Below are 15,406 nucleotides of genomic sequence, written 5' to 3'. Positions count from 1 at the left end.
TTCGTCCGTGGCCACCATCGTGAAGCCGCGCAAGGCGGCGTCCGTCAATCCGCTGAAATCCTCGACGCCGCTGGGCGCGGCGCTGGCCTATCTGGGTATCGACGGCGCGGTGCCGCTGTTCCATGGCTCGCAGGGCTGCACGTCCTTCGCGCTGGTCCTGACCGTGCGCCATTACAAGGAAGCGATCCCGCTGCAGACCACGGCGATGGACGAGGTCGCGACCATCCTGGGGGCCGCGGGCAATTTGGAAGAGGCACTGCTGAATTTGCAGCGGCGGATGAAGCCGCGCTTCATCGGCATCGCCTCGACCGCACTGGTCGAGACCAGGGGAGAGGATTATGCCGGCGACCTGAAGCTGATCCTCCAGCGGCAGCCCGAACTGGCGGATACACGGATCGTCTTCGCCTCGACCCCGGATTATGCCGGCGCGCTGGAGGACGGCTGGGCGGCCGCCGTCAGCGCGATCATCGAATCGGTCGTGGCCCCGTGGTCGCCGACGGTGACGTCGTTCCAGCAGGTCAACGTCCTGCCGGGCGTGCACCAGACCCCGGCCGACATCGAGGCGCTGCGGGACCTGATCGAAAGCTTCGGCCTGTATCCCGTGATCCTGCCGGACCTGTCCGGATCGCTGGACGGTCATGTGGCCGAGAACTGGTGCCCGACCACGCAGGGCGGCGCGCGGATGGAAGAAGTGGCGCAGATGGCGCGCGCGGTGCACACCATCGCCATCGGCGAGCATATGCGCGCGCCGGCCGACCTGCTGGGCAGCGTAACCGGCGTGCCGGTCACGCTGTTTCCCACCCTGACGGGACTTGCGGCCAACGACCGGCTGATGGCGCTGCTGTCGCGCCTGTCGGGCCGGGCGGTGCCGGGGCGCTATCGCCGCCAGCGCAGCCAGTTGCTGGACGCGATGCTGGACGGTCATTTCCATTTCGGCGGCAAGCGCATCGCGATCGCCGCCGATCCCGATCTTCTGTATGGCCTGTCGGCCTTCTTTGCCGGAATGGGCGCACGGATCGTCGCCGCGGTCGCCTCGACGTCCAATGCGCCGAACCTGGACTCCATTCCCGCGGACAGCGTCATCGTGGGCGACCTGACGGATCTTGAAGACGCGGTCCACGCGGCGGGGGGCGCCGATCTGCTGGTCACCCACAGTCACGGCCGTCAGTCCGCCGACCGCCTGGGCATTCCGCTGATGCGCGTGGGCTTTCCCATTTTCGATCGTCTGGGCACCGCGCACGCGCAGACCATCGGATATCGCGGCACGCGCGACCTGATCTTCCGCGTCGCCAACCTGTTCCTGGGCCAGATGCATGAGCACACGCCGGACGATTTCGGCCACGTGCCGTCCGCCCATACGATCGAGGAGATAGTGCATGACAGCGCGTCGCTTGCAGCTCATTGAACCGGAAGCCGGCGGGGACGGTGCCGCCGCCGGTGTCGTGCCGCGCCTGCGGATCGCGATCGCGACCCAGGACATGAAGGCGCTGAACGCGCATTTCGGGTCCGCCCGACGCTTCGCGGTCTGGGACGTGACGCCGGACGATGCCCATTTTGTCGAGGCGGTGGGGTTCGACGACGTCTCGGACGAATCCGGCGCGCACAAGGTGGACGTCGACGACAGGATCGGCCCCAAGGTCGATGCCCTGGCGGGATGCAACCTGCTGTTCGTCCTGGCCATTGGCGGTCCGGCGGCGGCGAAGGTGGTCGGCGCGCATATCCACCCGGTCAAGCTGCCCGCGCCGCAGAGCATCGCGTCGGTGATCGAACGCGTCCAGACGATGATGAAGGGCAACCCGCCGCCCTGGCTGCGCAAGGTGATGGGGGCGGCCGTACCCCGTTCGATGGATTTTCTGGATGAGGAGGACTGACGATGTCGCAAGCCGGTGTGATTGACGATCCGATGGCGACCTCGTTCATGAAGGCGCTGGTCGGGCGGATCCGTGCCGAGGACATGTACGGGGCCTGGGAACGCAAGACGAATGAAATGCTCCTTGACGATTATATCGTCAGCAAGGAGGAGCGGCGGACCATGCCGATGATCAGCGACCCCGATCCCGACACGCTGGCGCGGGTCGAGACGTTCTTCCAGGCCGTCGGCCTCGCCATCGAGCAGGAGACGGGGCTGATCGCCTCGCCGATGATGAAGATGAGCCATGAGGGATTCGGTCGCGTCATCCTGACGACCGGGCGGCTGGTCGTCTTCATGAAGACCCTGCGCGACGTGCATCGCTTCGGTTTCGACAGCCTGTCCGCCCTGGCGGCGGAAGGGGCGAAGGCCGTGAATGCGGCGGTGGCCGAAATCAACCGGTTTCCCGAAGTGGCCCGGGCGTGACGGAGGGCACCATGACGGATATCGCGGAACTGAAGGCGGAACTGAAGAAGCTGTCCGCCCGGGCCACCAAGGCGAAGATGGATCTGCACGATCTGTCCGAGGACCTGCCCGTCAACTGGCAGGCGATTCCCGACATCGCCGCGCAGGCGCATCGGGCCTTTGCCGAACTGACCGAAAAACGCGCGGCGCTGGCCGCGATCGAAGACGCGACGAAGGAATAGAGAGATGGGAAGTGTCACACGCGACGGCCGGCCGTGGCAGCCGGAATACCTGCTCGCGATCGATCCGGCGCTGTGCATCGGCTGCGGCCGGTGCTTCAAGGTCTGCGGCCGGGGCGTCATGACCCTGCGCGGCCTGACCGACGAAGGGGAACTGGTCGACGACGATGACGACGGCGATGACGACGTGGAACGTCGGGTGATGGCCCTGGTCGACGCGGGGGCGTGTATCGGCTGCGGTGCCTGCGCGCGGGTCTGCCCCACCAACTGCCAGGCGCACGGCGCGGGCTGAACAGACAGGGAGGCGACGATGCGGGCCGAGGACCTTCACGCCTGGCTGGTGGCCCAGGGCACGGGTACGGAATGCGATCGTTTCGATGTCCACGTCCTGGCCTCCATCCTTGCGATCGCGCTGATTCAGTCGCGTGAACGCGGCCTGCCCCTGCCGGGCCTGGTGGGCCTGGGGGGGCAGGACCTCGTCGCGCTGGTGGGGGCGATGCTTCCGGGCGCGCTGTCGCGTTTTCAGACGATGGCGGACCTGCCGGCGCCGGTCCCCGATGAAAACGAATCCATCCTGCGCGACCTGCTGCGCCGGGGAACGTCGGAAGGCTCGGAGTGGGAATACGGGCTTGCCGCCATGGTCGCGCGCCGGGCCATGGAACCGCATCACCTGTGGCAGGATCTGGGGCTTCGTCACCGGCGCGAACTGTCATGGATGCTGGAACGGCATTTCGAACCCCTGGCCCGCCGCAACACCGGCGACATGAAGTGGAAGAAGTTCTTTTTCCGCCTGATCTGCCGGGACGAGGGCTATCGCCTGTGCTCGACCCCGGTCTGCGACGAATGTGACGATTTCGACGCCTGTTTCGGGGCCGAGGACGGTGAAAGCCTTCTGGCGCGCACGGCCGCCGGGCGTCCCGCCGCCTGACCGGTCTCTTCCTGCCGCTGGCCGATAAGGATCCCGGCGCCTGCGCGCCGGGATTTTTCGTGCCCGCGATTTCATGTCCGCCCCATGCCGACACGTCGGGAATCCGACAACGTTGCAAATCGGACAGGACAGCCCCCGGAAAATAACCTCGGCCTTCTCTTTTGTCGTGGCACGCGGATTGCGTGGTTTCCGTGCGGAAGACATTCGCGGGAAAAGGAGTTCACGATGATTGAGATGACCCCCAGCGCGTGTGAGGCGGTACGCGCGGCCATCGCCGGTGCAGCGACCCCGGTCGAGGGAATCCGGATCATGGTCGAATCCGGTGGATGCTCGGGTTTCAAATACATGATGGGCCTGGTCGCGGCGCCCGAACCCTCGGACGTCGTGGTTGACATCGACGGCGTCAAGGTCTTCGTCGATGCCGAAAGCGGGCCACATCTGCAGGGCACCAAGGTCGATTTCGTGGTGACGCTGGAACAGTCGGGCTTCTCGTTCGACAATCCGAATGCGGCATCGAAATGTTCCTGCGGAAAGTCCTTTAACTGAACTGTCGCGGCAGGGCCGGGCGTTGACGGAGGGAAATACAGATGTGGGAATATTCCGATAAGGTAAAGGACTACTTCTTCAATCCCAAGAACGCCGGCGTGATGGAAGACGCCTCCGGCGTGGGCGAGGTCGGCGCGATCGCCTGCGGGGATGCGCTGAAGCTGATGATCAAGGTCGATCCGCAGGATGAACGGATTACCGAGGCCCGGTTCCAGACCTTCGGCTGCGGGTCGGCCATTGCTTCGTCCTCCGCCCTGACCGAGATCATCATCGGCAAGACGCTGGACCAGGCGCTGGAAATCAGCAACCAGGACATCGCCGATTTCCTGGGCGGCCTGCCCCCGGAAAAGATGCACTGTTCCGTCATGGGGTACGAGGCCCTGCGCGCGGCGGTCGCGAACTATCGCGGCGAAGTCTGGGAAGACGATCACGAGGACGGCGCGCTGCTGTGCAGGTGCTTCGGCGTCGACGAGGGCATGGTCGAACGCGCGATCCGCAATAACGGCCTGACCAGCATGGAGCAGGTCGCCCAGTTCACCAAGGCGACCGGCAGTTGCGGCACCTGCGTCGAAGGCGTGGAGGGCGTGCTGGAACGCACCAATGCGGCGATGGTGGCCGAGGGCCTGCTGGACCCGGTGCAGGCTTTCGTGCCCGGCGGTGCCGCGCCCGTCCGGGGTCGCGCGCAGAAGACGTCACCGGTCGCACCCCCGGCGCGTACGGGCGGCAAGATGACCACCGTGCAGAAGATCCGCGCCATCGAAGAGGTGCTGGAGGAGCTTCGCCCGGCGCTGCGCAACGACGGCGGCGACTGCGAACTGGTCGATGTCGAGGACAACCGCGTGATGGTCCGGCTGACCGGGGCCTGCGTGAATTGCCAGCTGGCCGCCGTGACGGTGCAGGGCATCCAGGGACGTATCGCCGAACGGCTGGGCACGCCGGTGCGTGTCATTCCGGTGCAGGCCGGGCAGTGAAGGAGAGCGCGACATGAACGCGGTTTATCTGGACAACAACGCGACGACCCGCGTCGACCCGGCGGCCGTGTCCGCCATGCTGCCGTTCTTTACCGAGCAGTTCGGCAACGCATCGTCCATGCATGCGTTCGGCGCCGAGGTCGGGGGTGCCCTGCACACGGCGCGGCGGCAACTGCAGGCCCTGCTGGGCGCGGAATTCGATCATGAGATCGTCTATACGGCCGGCGGCACGGAATCCGACAACACCGCCATCCTCTCGGCGCTGGAGACCCAGGCCGGGCGCAACGAAATCGTGACCAGCGCGGTCGAGCATCCCGCCGTGCTGGCGCTGTGCGCCTGGCTGGAGAAGACGCGCGGGACCAGGGTGCATTATATCGGCGTCGATGCGCGCGGCCGGCTGGACATCGATGCCTATCGCCGTGCCCTGTCGCCGCGCACCGCGATCGCCTCGATCATGTGGGCCAATAACGAGACCGGGACGATCTTCCCGGTCGAAACGCTGGCGGCCGTGGCGCATGAGGCCGGGGCGCTGTTTCATACCGACGCAGTGCAGGCGGTGGGCAAGATCCCCATGAACCTGCGGCATTCGGAAATCGACATGCTGTCGCTCTCGGGGCACAAGCTGCATGCGCCCAAGGGGATTGGCGCGCTGTATGTGCGTCGGGGCGTACGCCTGCGTCCGCTGATTCGGGGCGGCCATCAGGAACGCGGCCGGCGCGCGGGCACCGAAAACGTACCGGGCATCATCGGCCTGGGCGTGGCGGCCGAACTGGCCCGCCATCACATCGACGAGGAAAATACCCGCGTGCGCGCCCTGCGGGACCGTCTGGAACAGGGGCTGCTGGAGCGGATCGGCAACGCCTGGGTCACGGGGGATACGGAAAACCGCCTGCCGAATACGGCGAATGTCGCGTTCGAGTTCATCGAGGGCGAAGCCATCCTGCTGCTGATGAACAAGGCCGGGATCGCGGCGTCCTCGGGATCGGCCTGCACGTCGGGCTCGCTGGAGCCGTCGCATGTCCTTCGCGCGATGCACGTGCCCTATACCGCGGCACACGGTGCGATCCGCTTTTCGTTTTCGCGCGAAAATACGGACGCGGATGTCGATCGCGTTCTGGACGTCATGCCGGGCATCATCGCCAAACTGCGTGAAATGTCCCCCTTCTGGGATGGCGCGGCCGCCGCGAAATCCGGCTTTGCACCGACTTATGCCTAGGGCGATGCGCCGGGCCTGATGAAGCCCGGCGGTATGGAGGCTGTGCGATGTCGGAAAACGCGCGTCTGCTGATCAGCGACACCACCCTGCGCGATGGAGAGCAGGCGCCGGGGGTGGCCTTTACCGCGTGGGAAAAGCTGGCCATCGCCGGCGCCCTCGACGCGGCCGGCGTGGATGAGATCGAGGCCGGCGTTCCGGCCATGGGGGATGCCGAGATCGCCATGATCGCGGCGATCGGCGACGAGGTGGAACGCGCCCGCGTCATCCCCTGGTGTCGCATGCGCGACGAAGACGTGCACGCGGCGCGGCGGACGGGGCTGGGCAGCGTGCACCTGTCCGTTTCGACCTCGGTCCGGCAGATCCAGGCGAAATACCGCATGTCGCCGCGTCGCACGCTGGACATGGCGCGCGACGTCGTCTCCCGCGCCAGGGATTACGGCCTGGCGGTGTCGGTGGGGGGCGAGGACGCCAGCCGGGCCGATCCGGCCTATCTGGTCGATCTGCTGGGCGTGATCGCCGAGGCAGGGGCGTTCCGCTTCCGCTTCGCCGATACGCTGGGCGTGATGGACCCGTTCGGCGTGCACGAGGTCATGCGGTATCTCTGCCAGTCCAGCCCGCTTCAGCTTGAATTTCACGGCCATGACGATCTGGGCCTGGCAACGGCCAATACGCTGGCCGCCGTGCGGGCCGGCGCGGCGTGCGCCAGTGTCACCGTCCTGGGACTGGGCGAACGCGCGGGCAACGCCCCGCTGGAGGAAGTGGTGGCGGGGGTATATCGCCTGCTGGGCCGTCCGGCGGGCGTGAAGCTGGACAGCCTGCCCGGGCTTGCCACCCTGGTCTCGCGCGCCGCCGTGCGTGATATCCCGCCCGACAAGGCGATCGTCGGCGACGCGGTCTTTCGTCATGAATCGGGCATCCATGTCTCGGGCCTGCTGCGTGACGCCGCGACGTATGAGGCACTGGACCCCGTGCAGTTCGGCCGCCAGCGCGAAATCGTGCTGGGCAAGCATTCCGGCCGGGCCGCGGTACGGCACGCGCTGGCGGCGCTGGGCCTGGATGCCGACGAAACCGTCATCGCGGCCACGCTTGCCGCCGTGCGCGCGCGTGCCTCCGCCGCCAAGCGCACGGTGGCGCTGGCCGAACTGGCCGAAATGCATGCGGGCCTGATGGCAGGCGTGTCGAAATAAGACATCGGGGAACCACGAAATGATGGGCATTCTGGACGAACTGCGCGGCCTGTCGGCCGCCGAGGACTTTTTCCGCACGCTGGGCGTCAAGTACGACGCCGAGGTGCTCAATGTCGCCCGCCTGCATATCCTGCGCCGCATGGGCACCTACCTGTCCCAGGCGGAACTGGAACCGGACGAGGACGCGGCGCGTGCCCAGTGCCGCGCGCAATTGCAGCGCGCGTACGACGATTTCACGCGTTCGACCCCGATTGCCGAGCGTGTCTTCAAGGTCCACCGGGACGCGGTGCGGCCATCGGGTGGGTTCGTCAGCCTGTCGGAGTTGACACAGGACGGGACGTGAACCCGACGCGGAGATGTCGGACCAGGGGCCAGAGCGGGTGCCGGACGGGGAATTTTTCACGGTTGAGGGAATTTTCGCCCCGTTTGGCCTCGCTGGTACGCCTCTTGCGACCCGTGGAAACATGACATCCTGCATGTCGATGGAGGCGCGGAATGCAAATCTTTGTCTGTATCAAACAGGTTCCGGACAGCGGACAGATCCGCGTCCATCCGGTCACCAACACGATCATGCGCCAGGGGGTGCCGACGATCATCAACCCCTACGACCTGTTCGGGCTGGAAGAGGCGCTGCGCCTGCGCGACCGGTTCGGCGGCCAGGTCACGGTCATGACCATGGGGCCGCCGATGGCCGTCGAAAGCCTGCGCAAGGCGATGACCTTCGGCGCGGACCGTGCCGTGCTGCTGACCGACCGGATTTTCGCCGGCTCGGACACGCTGGCCACCAGCTACGCGCTGGCGCAGCTGATCCGCAAGGCCGGTGAAACCTGGGGCGAGCCGGATATCGTCTTCTGCGGCAAGCAGACGATCGACGGCGATACCGCGCAGGTGGGTCCCGGCATCGCCCGTCGCCTGGGCCTGTCGCAGTTGACCTATGTGTCCGGTATCGATGACCTGGACATGGTGGACCGCAAGATCCTGGTCCGCCGCCGCGGGGACCATGGGGTGCAGGTCCTGCGCTCGGTGATGCCGGTCATGATCACGATGATGGAAGGCAGCAACGAAATCCGGCGTGGAACCCAGGCTGACGCCCTGCGCGCCGCCCAGGCGGAAATCGTCCAGTGGAACGGCGCCGCCGCCGGCATCGAGGATACGGCGATGTGCGGGCTCCGCGGGTCGCCGACCGTGGTGAAGAAGGTCTTCGCCCCCACGGCCCGGGCCGAAAAGGCCGAGAAGATCGCGACCGGAACCGAAACGCCGGCCGCGCTGGCCGAAACGCTGATCGACGCCATCTTCACCCGCCAGCCCGTGCTGCAGGCCGATCTGCTGCAGCAGGCCGCCACGCACTGAAGGAGACAGGGCCATGAACGCCAAACCGACGGGCGGGGCACCGGGCGGCCGCGCCAATATGAAGAAGGAATTGTCGGAGCGCTTCCAGCGCTACCGCCATGTCTGGGTCTTCGTCGAATTCGAGCACGGAAAGATCCATCCCGTCTCGCTGGAACTGCTGGGCGAGGGACGCAAGCTGGCCGACCAGTTGCAGGTCGAACTGGCCGGAATCGTGCTGGGCAGCGGCCGGGCCGAACTGGACGAGGCGGCAAGGGCGGCGTTTTCGTATGGCGCCGACGTCGTCTACCTGGCCGACGATCCGGTCCTGGCCAACTACCGCAACGAACCCTACACCCAGGTCATGACCGCGCTGGTCAATGCCTATGAACCGGAAATCGTCCTTCTGGGCGCCACGGTCCTGGGCCGCGACCTGGCCGGCGCCGTCGCGACGACGCTGAAGACCGGCCTGACGGCGGACTGCACCGAACTCGCGATCGACGGCGAACGGTCGCTGGCGGCCACGCGCCCGACATTCGGCGGGTCGCTGCTGTGCACGATCCACACGCTGAACTATCGCCCGCAGATGGCCACCGTCCGTCCGCGCGTCATGGCGATGCCCGAGGCCCAGCCGGGCCGCACGGGCCGCATCGTGGAATTCAAGGTCGACGTGGCCGAGGACAGCATCATCACCAAGGTGCTGGATTTCCTGCCCGATACGGCCAACGAGGCCGAGCAGATGGCCTTCGCCGACATCGTCGTCGCGGGCGGCATGGGCCTGCGCAGTGCCGAGAACCTGGGGCTGGTGCGCGATCTCGCGGCCGTGCTGGGCGGGGACTGGGGCGGGTCGCGCCCGCTGGTGCAGAAGGGGTGGATTCCCTCGGACCGGCAGATCGGGCAGACCGGCAAGACGATCCGCCCGCGCCTGTATATCGCGGCGGGCATTTCCGGCGCGATCCAGCATCGCGTGGGGGTCGAGGGCGCGGACCTGATCGTCGCGATCAATACCGATCCCAACGCACCGATCTTCGATTTTGCCCATGTCGGGATCGTGGCCGATGCGATCACCCTTCTGCCGGCGCTGACCGAGGCTTTCGGACGGCGCCTGTCGGTCAACCGGATGGCGAGCTGAGGACAGCATAATGACACAGCACCAATTCGACGCCATCGTCGTGGGGGCCGGCCCGTCGGGGAACGCGGCGGCCTATACGATGGCGCAGCGCGGCCTGCGCGTCCTGCAGATCGAGCGCGGGGAATATGCGGGATCGAAGAACGTCCAGGGGGCGATCCTGTATTCCGACGCGCTGGAACGCATCATTCCCGATTTCCGGGAAGACGCGCCGCTGGAACGTCACGTGATCGAACAGCGGATCTGGATGATGGACGATGCCGGGCATACCGGCATGCATCATCGCAGCGACGATTATAACGAGGAAAGCCCCAACCGTTATACGATCATCCGCGCCCAGTTCGACAAATGGTTCAACCGCCGCGTGCGGGATGCCGGGGTGACGGTGCTGTATGAAACCACCGTGACCCGGCTGATCACCGATGCGCGCAAGCGCGTCGTCGGCGTGCAGACCGATCGCGACGGCAACGGCATCTTCGCCGATGTGGTCGTCCTGGCCGAAGGCGTGAACGGCCTGGTCGGCCTGCGGTCCGGGCTGCGTGACGAATTGCGGCCCGAGAACGTGGCCCTGGCGGTCAAGGAAATGCATTTCCTGCCGCAGGAGGTGATCGACGCGCGTTTCAACCTCAAGGGCGAGGAAGGCGTGGTGATCGAGGCCATGGGCACCGTGACCGACGGCATGGTGGGCACGGCGTTCCTGTATACCAACCGCGAATCCATCTCGGTCGGGATCGGCTGCCTGGTCAGCGAATTCGCCAGGAGCGGCGCCGCGACGCCGCATGGCCTGCTGGACCGCTTCAAGGCGCACCCCAGCATCCGTCCCCTGCTGGAAGGATCGGAAATCAAGGAATACGCCGCCCACCTGATCCCCGAGGGCGGATATCGCGCCGTCCCCGAACTGGTGGGTGACGGGTGGATCGTCGCGGGCGATGCCGGGCATTTCGTGAATGCCGTGCACCGGGAAGGATCGAATCTCGCGATGACGACCGGTCGCATGGCCGGCGAGGTCGTTGCCAATATCCTGACGAGCGGCCTTTCGTGCTCCGCGACGAACCTGGGGGCCTACAAGACGCTCCTGAAGGAATCCTTCGTGATGAAGGACCTGAAGAAATACCGGAACGTGCCGAAAATGCTGGAAGAAGGCGGGTACAACATCATGAATCTGTATCCGCGCCTGGTGAACCGCGCGGCACAGACGTGGTTCCGCGTGGACGGCGTGGACAAGAAGGCCAAGGAATCTGAAATTCTGAAGAATGCATGGCGCGCGCGCGGTGTCGCGGGCCTGCTGGGTGACGCATTCAAACTGGCGAGGGCATGGCGATGAGCGATCGGGTCGAAGACCGTCTGTTCCAGAACAGGTATGTCGTGGATGTCGGGCGGCCGCATATTACCGTCCGTCCGCATGAAACCCCGTCGCAGGCGCTCCTGGTCATGACGCGCATCTGTCCCGCCGGCTGTTACAGCCAGAATGAACAGGGACAGGTGGAAGTCGCCGCCGACGGGTGCATGGAATGCGGGACGTGTCGCGTCGTGTGCTCCAAGACGGGCGATATCGAATGGCAGTATCCGCGTGGTGGATACGGTGTCCTTTTCAAGTTCGGTTAACGGGCTGCCGCCTCTGCCGGCGACGCTGATCGATGCGTTGCTGGCCGAGGACGTGCCCTTTGGCGACCTGACGACACGGGCGCTGGGCATCGGCGGGCAGCCCGGCCTCATGAATTTCTCCGCCCGGGACGAACAGGTCGTCTGCGGAAGCGAGGAAGCCGCCGCCATACTGACCCGGCTGGGTGCGACGGTGGACGTGCTGCGCTCCAGCGGCGGCCGGGTCACGCCGGGCACGCCCCTGCTGCGGGCCACGGGCCCGGCGTGGGCGCTCCATATGGGGTGGAAGACCGCCCAGACGCTGATGGAATGGGCGGCCGGCATCGCCACCGCCACGAACGCCATCGTCCTGGCCGCCGCATCCGGCGGGGCGGCGGCTGGAACGGTCGCGGTCGCCTGTACGCGAAAGGCGCCGCCGTTGACGCGGGCGCTGGCGATGCGGGCGGTGGTGGCCGGCGGCGGGGTGATGCATCGCGTCGGCCTGTCCGACACCATCCTGGTATTTCCCGAACACCTGGCCTTCATGGACCCGCATGACGGCCTGGCTCAGGCGGTCCAGACGCTGCGCCGCACCGCGCCGGAACGGCGGATCGTCATCGAGGTCACCAGCCCGGACCAGGCCATCGCGGCCGCACGGGCCGGGGCGGACATCCTGCAGATGGAGAAATTTCCCGTCCGGGACGTCGCGCGACTGGCCGAACGGCTGAAGGCACTTTCCCTCTGCCCACGTCTGGCCGCGGCCGGGGGCATCAATGCCCGCAACGTCGCGGACTACGTCGCGGCGGGCGCGGACCTTGTCGTGACCTCGGCACCGTATACCGCGCCGCCCTGTGACGTGCAGGTCGAACTGAAGGCGCGATAGCAGGCCCGGCGCACGGTCCCCGAGCGACCGGAAGCGCCGGGCGATTCCCATGCGCATCCAGCTCCCTATCTTGCGTATCGAGAAGCCTCCGATCCGGGGCCGCCGACGGCTTGTACCGCCGCCGGGACAGGGCCAGCCGTTCAGGCGGGGCCGGACAGCGCGCATAAAATAACCTTTACATGAAACGTCTCAGGTATTGCCCTGTTATCCATCTGGCAATGTATCGGACCTAAGACACTCTTCATGCTGCGATCCAGGACAGATTGATCTACATCATGCATGCGGCCCAGGTGGTTTGTGTATGAATAATGAATACGGAACTGATACGGAATAATGTAACTATAACAAATACAAGCCGGTGGGAGTTGATGAAGTGACGAAAGAATCACAGATTGTCGAACGCCTTAGCTTCATGAATCTGGACTCCACCGCGCAACAGAATATCAAAAATGCCAAGCCAATTCTGATGAAGGCCCTTCCAGGGGCGCTGGATACATTTTACGATCAGGCGCGCACGTTCCCCCATACCGCCCAATTCTTCCATAACGCGAATCTGATCGCCTCGGCGAAGAATCGTCAACTTGGCCATTGGGATTACATATCCAGCGGTGAATTCAATCAGGATTACGTCAAGGCCGTCACCACGATCGGGCAGACGCATGCGCGGATCGGGCTGGAGCCGCGCTGGTATATCGGGGGCTATGCCCTGGTTCTCGAATCCCTGATCGCGGCGATCGTCGAGGCGCGCTGGCCGAGGGGAATCCTGGGGGCCGGGCGGTCATCGGCCAGACAGGTGACGGCGGAACTGAGCGCCGTCGTCAAGGCCACCATGCTCGATATGGATTTCGCGATTTCCGTCTATCTCGATGCGCTGGAGACGGCGCGCCAGGCGTCGGAGGCGCGTGCCAGGGCGACCAACGACGCCGTCATGAAAGCGGTCGGCGAGGCCCTGGGCAGGATCGCGCAAGGCGACCTGACCCATCGCATCGGCGACGACATGCCCGAGGAATACAGGCAGTTGCGCGACGACTTCAACCTCGCCATCGCGCAATTGTCCGAAACGCTGTCCCAGGTCCAGGGCACGGCCGAGACGATCAGCCGGGGCGCGGATGAAATCGCGAATGCCGCCGACGACCTGTCGCAGCGGACCGAAAGACAGGCGGCCAGCATCCAGCAGACGGCGGCGGCCCTCGACCAGATCACCGCGTCGGTGACCCGGACGGCCGGCGGCACAAAGCGGGCCAGCGGGGCGGTCAACGCGGCCAAGGCGGACACCCGGCATTCGGGCACGGTGGTGGACCAGGCCATCCTCGCGATGAGCGAAATCGAGAAATCGTCGAACCAGATCGCCCGGATCAACGGAATCATCTACGACATCGCATTCCAGACCAATCTGCTGGCCCTGAACGCGGGGGTCGAGGCCGCCCGTGCCGGCGACCAGGGCCGTGGCTTCGCGGTCGTCGCGCAGGAGGTACGCGCCCTGGCGCAACGGTCGTCCGAGGCCGCCAGGGAAATCAAGGCCCTGATCCTGGCCTCGGCACAGCATGTGAATCACGGCGTCGGCCTGGTGGACGAGACCGGCAAGGCGCTGAAGGCCATCATGGCCAAGGTCACCGAAATCGACGACCTGGTGGGCGAAATCGCCTCCTCGACCCAGGAGCAGGCGGCCGGACTCAGCCAGGTGAACATCGCCGTGAACCAGGTGGACCAGGTCGTGCAGCAGAATGCGGCGATGGTCGAGGAAACCACCGCCGCCACGCGGTCCCTCAAGGGTGAAACCGAGGAACTGGCTGCCCTGGTCGGACGCTTCGCGGTCGATGACGGGCAGGATCAAAGCCGGACCATGGCCCGACCCGATGCGCCTGCAAGCCGACAGGCGGTGTCCCAGCTTCAGGCCCTGGCCGACAGGATTTCCGCCAGCTTTGCCCACAGGCCGCGATACAGCGACGGCCCCCGGGAAGAAGTCTGAGGGTATCCGGGACAGGCCGGGCGGCGTTTCCAGGACCGGGTCGCAGTGCGATGCTTGATGAGGCGCGCGTCCGTGACTACGTGATTTCCCATGCCGGTTCTGTGCCGGTCCTGGAAACAGTCGGGGAAGACGCATCATGGAGTACACGCGCTTGGGCCGGACCGGCCTGCAGGTATCGCGTATCTGCCTGGGCTGCATGACCTATGGCGTGCCGGAACGCGGCAACCATCCCTGGACGCTGGACGAGGAAACCAGCCGCCCGCTGATCCGTCAGGCGCTGGACGCCGGGATCAATTTTCTCGATACCGCCAATACCTATTCCGACGGCACGTCGGAGGAGATCGTCGGCCGCGCGATCCGCGATTTCGCCCGGCGCGAGGAGATCGTGCTGGCCACCAAGGTGTTCTTTCCGCAGCGCAAGGGCCCCAACGGGGGCGGTCTGTCGCGCAAGGCGATCCTGGGCGAGATCGACAACAGCCTGCGCCGCCTCGGTACCGATTACGTGGACCTCTACCAGATCCATCGCTGGGACCCTGAAACGCCGATCGAGGAAACGATGGAGGCGTTGCATGACGTCGTGAAGGCGGGCAAGGCGCGCTATATCGGCGCGTCGTCCATGTATGCGTGGCAGTTCGCCAAGGCGGTCTACACGTCGCGGCTCAACGGCTGGACGGAGTTCGTCAGCATGCAGGACCATCTGAACCTGCTGAACCGCGAGGAAGAGCGCGAAATGCTGCCCTTCTGCCGGGACCAGGGGATCGGCGTCCTGCCCTGGAGCCCGCTGGCGCGCGGGCGCCTGGCGCGGGACGGGAACGAAAGCACCAGCCGGCAGGAAACGGACAACTACGCCAAAATCCTGTATGAAAAAACGGAAGAATCGGATCGCGCCGTCATTGATGCCGTCGGCCGGATCGCGGCGCAACGCGGCGTGCCGCGCGCCCAGGTCGCGCTGGCGTGGGTGCTCCAGACGCCGGGCGTGACGGCGCCGATCGTGGGGGCGTCGAAGCCCGGGCAACTGGCCGACGCGGTCGGTGCGCTGTCCCTGACCCTGACGGCGGAGGAGATCGCCGCCCTGGCAGCACCCTATGTTCCGCACCCGGTCGTGGGATTCGGCTAA

The 15,406-nt window shown here is 66.0% G+C and carries 18 protein-coding genes; all 18 read left to right on the top strand.

Features of this window, described 5'->3' with window-relative positions; all coding sequences use genetic code 11:
• The first annotated feature begins 7 nt into the window (after positions 1 to 7).
• The 18 genes from nifN (at position 8) to GDIA_RS07730 (ending at position 15,406) form a co-directional block, all read left to right on the top strand.
• Entirely contained in the window at positions 8 to 1,405 is a 1,398-nt protein-coding gene (gene nifN, locus GDIA_RS07815) for a nitrogenase iron-molybdenum cofactor biosynthesis protein NifN (protein WP_012222820.1), read from the top strand.
• The gene (nifX, locus tag GDIA_RS07810; protein WP_012222821.1) at positions 1,377 to 1,871 is read left to right on the top strand and encodes a nitrogen fixation protein NifX; all 495 of its coding nucleotides are present in this window, start codon (positions 1,377 to 1,379) and stop codon (positions 1,869 to 1,871) included. The genes nifN and nifX overlap by 29 nt, the downstream gene beginning before the upstream one ends.
• A gap of 2 nt (positions 1,872 to 1,873) precedes the next feature.
• Complete coding sequence (locus GDIA_RS07805; protein WP_012553847.1) at positions 1,874 to 2,335, top strand: NifX-associated nitrogen fixation protein; 462 nt, start codon at positions 1,874 to 1,876, stop codon at positions 2,333 to 2,335.
• An 11-nt stretch (positions 2,336 to 2,346) separates the two neighbouring features.
• Entirely contained in the window at positions 2,347 to 2,556 is a 210-nt protein-coding gene (locus GDIA_RS07800) for a CCE_0567 family metalloprotein (RefSeq protein WP_012222825.1), read from the top strand.
• A 4-nt stretch (positions 2,557 to 2,560) separates the two neighbouring features.
• On the top strand, positions 2,561 to 2,845 hold the full coding sequence (gene fdxB, locus GDIA_RS07795) for a ferredoxin III, nif-specific (RefSeq protein WP_012222836.1): 285 nt from the start codon (positions 2,561 to 2,563) through the stop codon (positions 2,843 to 2,845).
• Between the two features lie 18 nt (positions 2,846 to 2,863).
• The gene (locus GDIA_RS07790; protein ID WP_012222838.1) at positions 2,864 to 3,481 is read left to right on the top strand and encodes a nitrogen fixation protein NifQ; all 618 of its coding nucleotides are present in this window, start codon (positions 2,864 to 2,866) and stop codon (positions 3,479 to 3,481) included.
• 225 nt (positions 3,482 to 3,706) lie between these two features.
• Positions 3,707 to 4,027 (top strand): HesB/IscA family protein, encoded by a 321-nt coding sequence (locus tag GDIA_RS07785; protein WP_012222840.1) that lies wholly within the window; start codon positions 3,707 to 3,709, stop codon positions 4,025 to 4,027.
• Positions 4,028 to 4,068: 41 nt separating this feature from the next.
• Positions 4,069 to 4,998 (top strand): Fe-S cluster assembly protein NifU, encoded by a 930-nt coding sequence (gene nifU, locus GDIA_RS07780; RefSeq protein WP_012222842.1) that lies wholly within the window; start codon positions 4,069 to 4,071, stop codon positions 4,996 to 4,998.
• 13 nt (positions 4,999 to 5,011) lie between these two features.
• The gene (nifS, locus tag GDIA_RS07775) at positions 5,012 to 6,214 is read left to right on the top strand and encodes a cysteine desulfurase NifS (RefSeq protein ID WP_012222844.1); all 1,203 of its coding nucleotides are present in this window, start codon (positions 5,012 to 5,014) and stop codon (positions 6,212 to 6,214) included.
• Between the two features lie 47 nt (positions 6,215 to 6,261).
• Positions 6,262 to 7,401 (top strand): homocitrate synthase, encoded by a 1,140-nt coding sequence (gene nifV, locus GDIA_RS07770; RefSeq protein ID WP_012222846.1) that lies wholly within the window; start codon positions 6,262 to 6,264, stop codon positions 7,399 to 7,401.
• A 19-nt stretch (positions 7,402 to 7,420) separates the two neighbouring features.
• Positions 7,421 to 7,744 carry a nitrogenase stabilizing/protective protein NifW gene (gene nifW / locus GDIA_RS07765; protein WP_012222847.1) on the top strand — a complete coding sequence of 108 codons (324 nt, stop codon included), beginning with the start codon at positions 7,421 to 7,423 and terminating at the stop codon, positions 7,742 to 7,744.
• A 152-nt stretch (positions 7,745 to 7,896) separates the two neighbouring features.
• The gene (locus GDIA_RS07760; RefSeq protein WP_012222850.1) at positions 7,897 to 8,751 is read left to right on the top strand and encodes an electron transfer flavoprotein subunit beta/FixA family protein; all 855 of its coding nucleotides are present in this window, start codon (positions 7,897 to 7,899) and stop codon (positions 8,749 to 8,751) included.
• Between the two features lie 13 nt (positions 8,752 to 8,764).
• The gene (locus GDIA_RS07755; protein WP_012553846.1) at positions 8,765 to 9,859 is read left to right on the top strand and encodes an electron transfer flavoprotein subunit alpha/FixB family protein; all 1,095 of its coding nucleotides are present in this window, start codon (positions 8,765 to 8,767) and stop codon (positions 9,857 to 9,859) included.
• A 10-nt stretch (positions 9,860 to 9,869) separates the two neighbouring features.
• Positions 9,870 to 11,180, top strand: coding sequence for an FAD-dependent oxidoreductase (locus GDIA_RS07750; RefSeq protein WP_012553845.1), 1,311 nt, complete (start codon positions 9,870 to 9,872; stop codon positions 11,178 to 11,180).
• The gene (locus tag GDIA_RS07745; protein WP_012222856.1) at positions 11,177 to 11,461 is read left to right on the top strand and encodes a ferredoxin family protein; all 285 of its coding nucleotides are present in this window, start codon (positions 11,177 to 11,179) and stop codon (positions 11,459 to 11,461) included. The genes GDIA_RS07750 and GDIA_RS07745 overlap by 4 nt, the downstream gene beginning before the upstream one ends.
• Complete coding sequence (modD, locus tag GDIA_RS07740) at positions 11,427 to 12,320, top strand: ModD protein (RefSeq protein WP_244455123.1); 894 nt, start codon at positions 11,427 to 11,429, stop codon at positions 12,318 to 12,320. Before GDIA_RS07745 ends, modD begins: the two co-directional genes overlap by 35 nt.
• Before the next feature lie 412 nt (positions 12,321 to 12,732).
• The gene (locus tag GDIA_RS07735; RefSeq protein ID WP_244455122.1) at positions 12,733 to 14,289 is read left to right on the top strand and encodes a methyl-accepting chemotaxis protein; all 1,557 of its coding nucleotides are present in this window, start codon (positions 12,733 to 12,735) and stop codon (positions 14,287 to 14,289) included.
• A 136-nt stretch (positions 14,290 to 14,425) separates the two neighbouring features.
• Positions 14,426 to 15,406 carry an aldo/keto reductase gene (locus tag GDIA_RS07730; protein ID WP_012222862.1) on the top strand — a complete coding sequence of 327 codons (981 nt, stop codon included), beginning with the start codon at positions 14,426 to 14,428 and terminating at the stop codon, positions 15,404 to 15,406.

It is taken from the genome of Gluconacetobacter diazotrophicus PA1 5 (assembly GCF_000021325.1).
Classification (GTDB): Bacteria; Pseudomonadota; Alphaproteobacteria; order Acetobacterales; family Acetobacteraceae; genus Gluconacetobacter; species Gluconacetobacter diazotrophicus.
This window is presented reverse-complemented; position numbering and strand designations above follow the sequence as displayed.

Excerpts from the sequence above, each read along its gene's own strand:
- nifW (WP_012222847.1), top strand. The coding sequence starts at position 7,421 with ATGATGGGCATTCTGGACGAACTGCGCGGCCTGTCGGCCGCCGAGGAC.
- GDIA_RS07805 (WP_012553847.1), top strand. The coding sequence starts at position 1,874 with ATGTCGCAAGCCGGTGTGATTGACGATCCGATGGCGACCTCGTTCATG.
- nifX (WP_012222821.1), top strand. The coding sequence starts at position 1,377 with ATGACAGCGCGTCGCTTGCAGCTCATTGAACCGGAAGCCGGCGGGGAC.
- nifS (WP_012222844.1), top strand. The coding sequence starts at position 5,012 with ATGAACGCGGTTTATCTGGACAACAACGCGACGACCCGCGTCGACCCG.
- GDIA_RS07790 (WP_012222838.1), top strand. The coding sequence starts at position 2,864 with ATGCGGGCCGAGGACCTTCACGCCTGGCTGGTGGCCCAGGGCACGGGT.
- GDIA_RS07755 (WP_012553846.1), top strand. The coding sequence starts at position 8,765 with ATGAACGCCAAACCGACGGGCGGGGCACCGGGCGGCCGCGCCAATATG.
- GDIA_RS07750 (WP_012553845.1), top strand. The coding sequence starts at position 9,870 with ATGACACAGCACCAATTCGACGCCATCGTCGTGGGGGCCGGCCCGTCG.
- fdxB (WP_012222836.1), top strand. The coding sequence starts at position 2,561 with ATGGGAAGTGTCACACGCGACGGCCGGCCGTGGCAGCCGGAATACCTG.
- GDIA_RS07760 (WP_012222850.1), top strand. The coding sequence starts at position 7,897 with ATGCAAATCTTTGTCTGTATCAAACAGGTTCCGGACAGCGGACAGATC.
- GDIA_RS07745 (WP_012222856.1), top strand. The coding sequence starts at position 11,177 with ATGAGCGATCGGGTCGAAGACCGTCTGTTCCAGAACAGGTATGTCGTG.
- nifV (WP_012222846.1), top strand. The coding sequence starts at position 6,262 with ATGTCGGAAAACGCGCGTCTGCTGATCAGCGACACCACCCTGCGCGAT.
- GDIA_RS07730 (WP_012222862.1), top strand. The coding sequence starts at position 14,426 with ATGGAGTACACGCGCTTGGGCCGGACCGGCCTGCAGGTATCGCGTATC.
- GDIA_RS07800 (WP_012222825.1), top strand. The coding sequence starts at position 2,347 with ATGACGGATATCGCGGAACTGAAGGCGGAACTGAAGAAGCTGTCCGCC.
- GDIA_RS07785 (WP_012222840.1), top strand. The coding sequence starts at position 3,707 with ATGATTGAGATGACCCCCAGCGCGTGTGAGGCGGTACGCGCGGCCATC.
- GDIA_RS07735 (WP_244455122.1), top strand. The coding sequence starts at position 12,733 with ATGAATCTGGACTCCACCGCGCAACAGAATATCAAAAATGCCAAGCCA.
- nifU (WP_012222842.1), top strand. The coding sequence starts at position 4,069 with ATGTGGGAATATTCCGATAAGGTAAAGGACTACTTCTTCAATCCCAAG.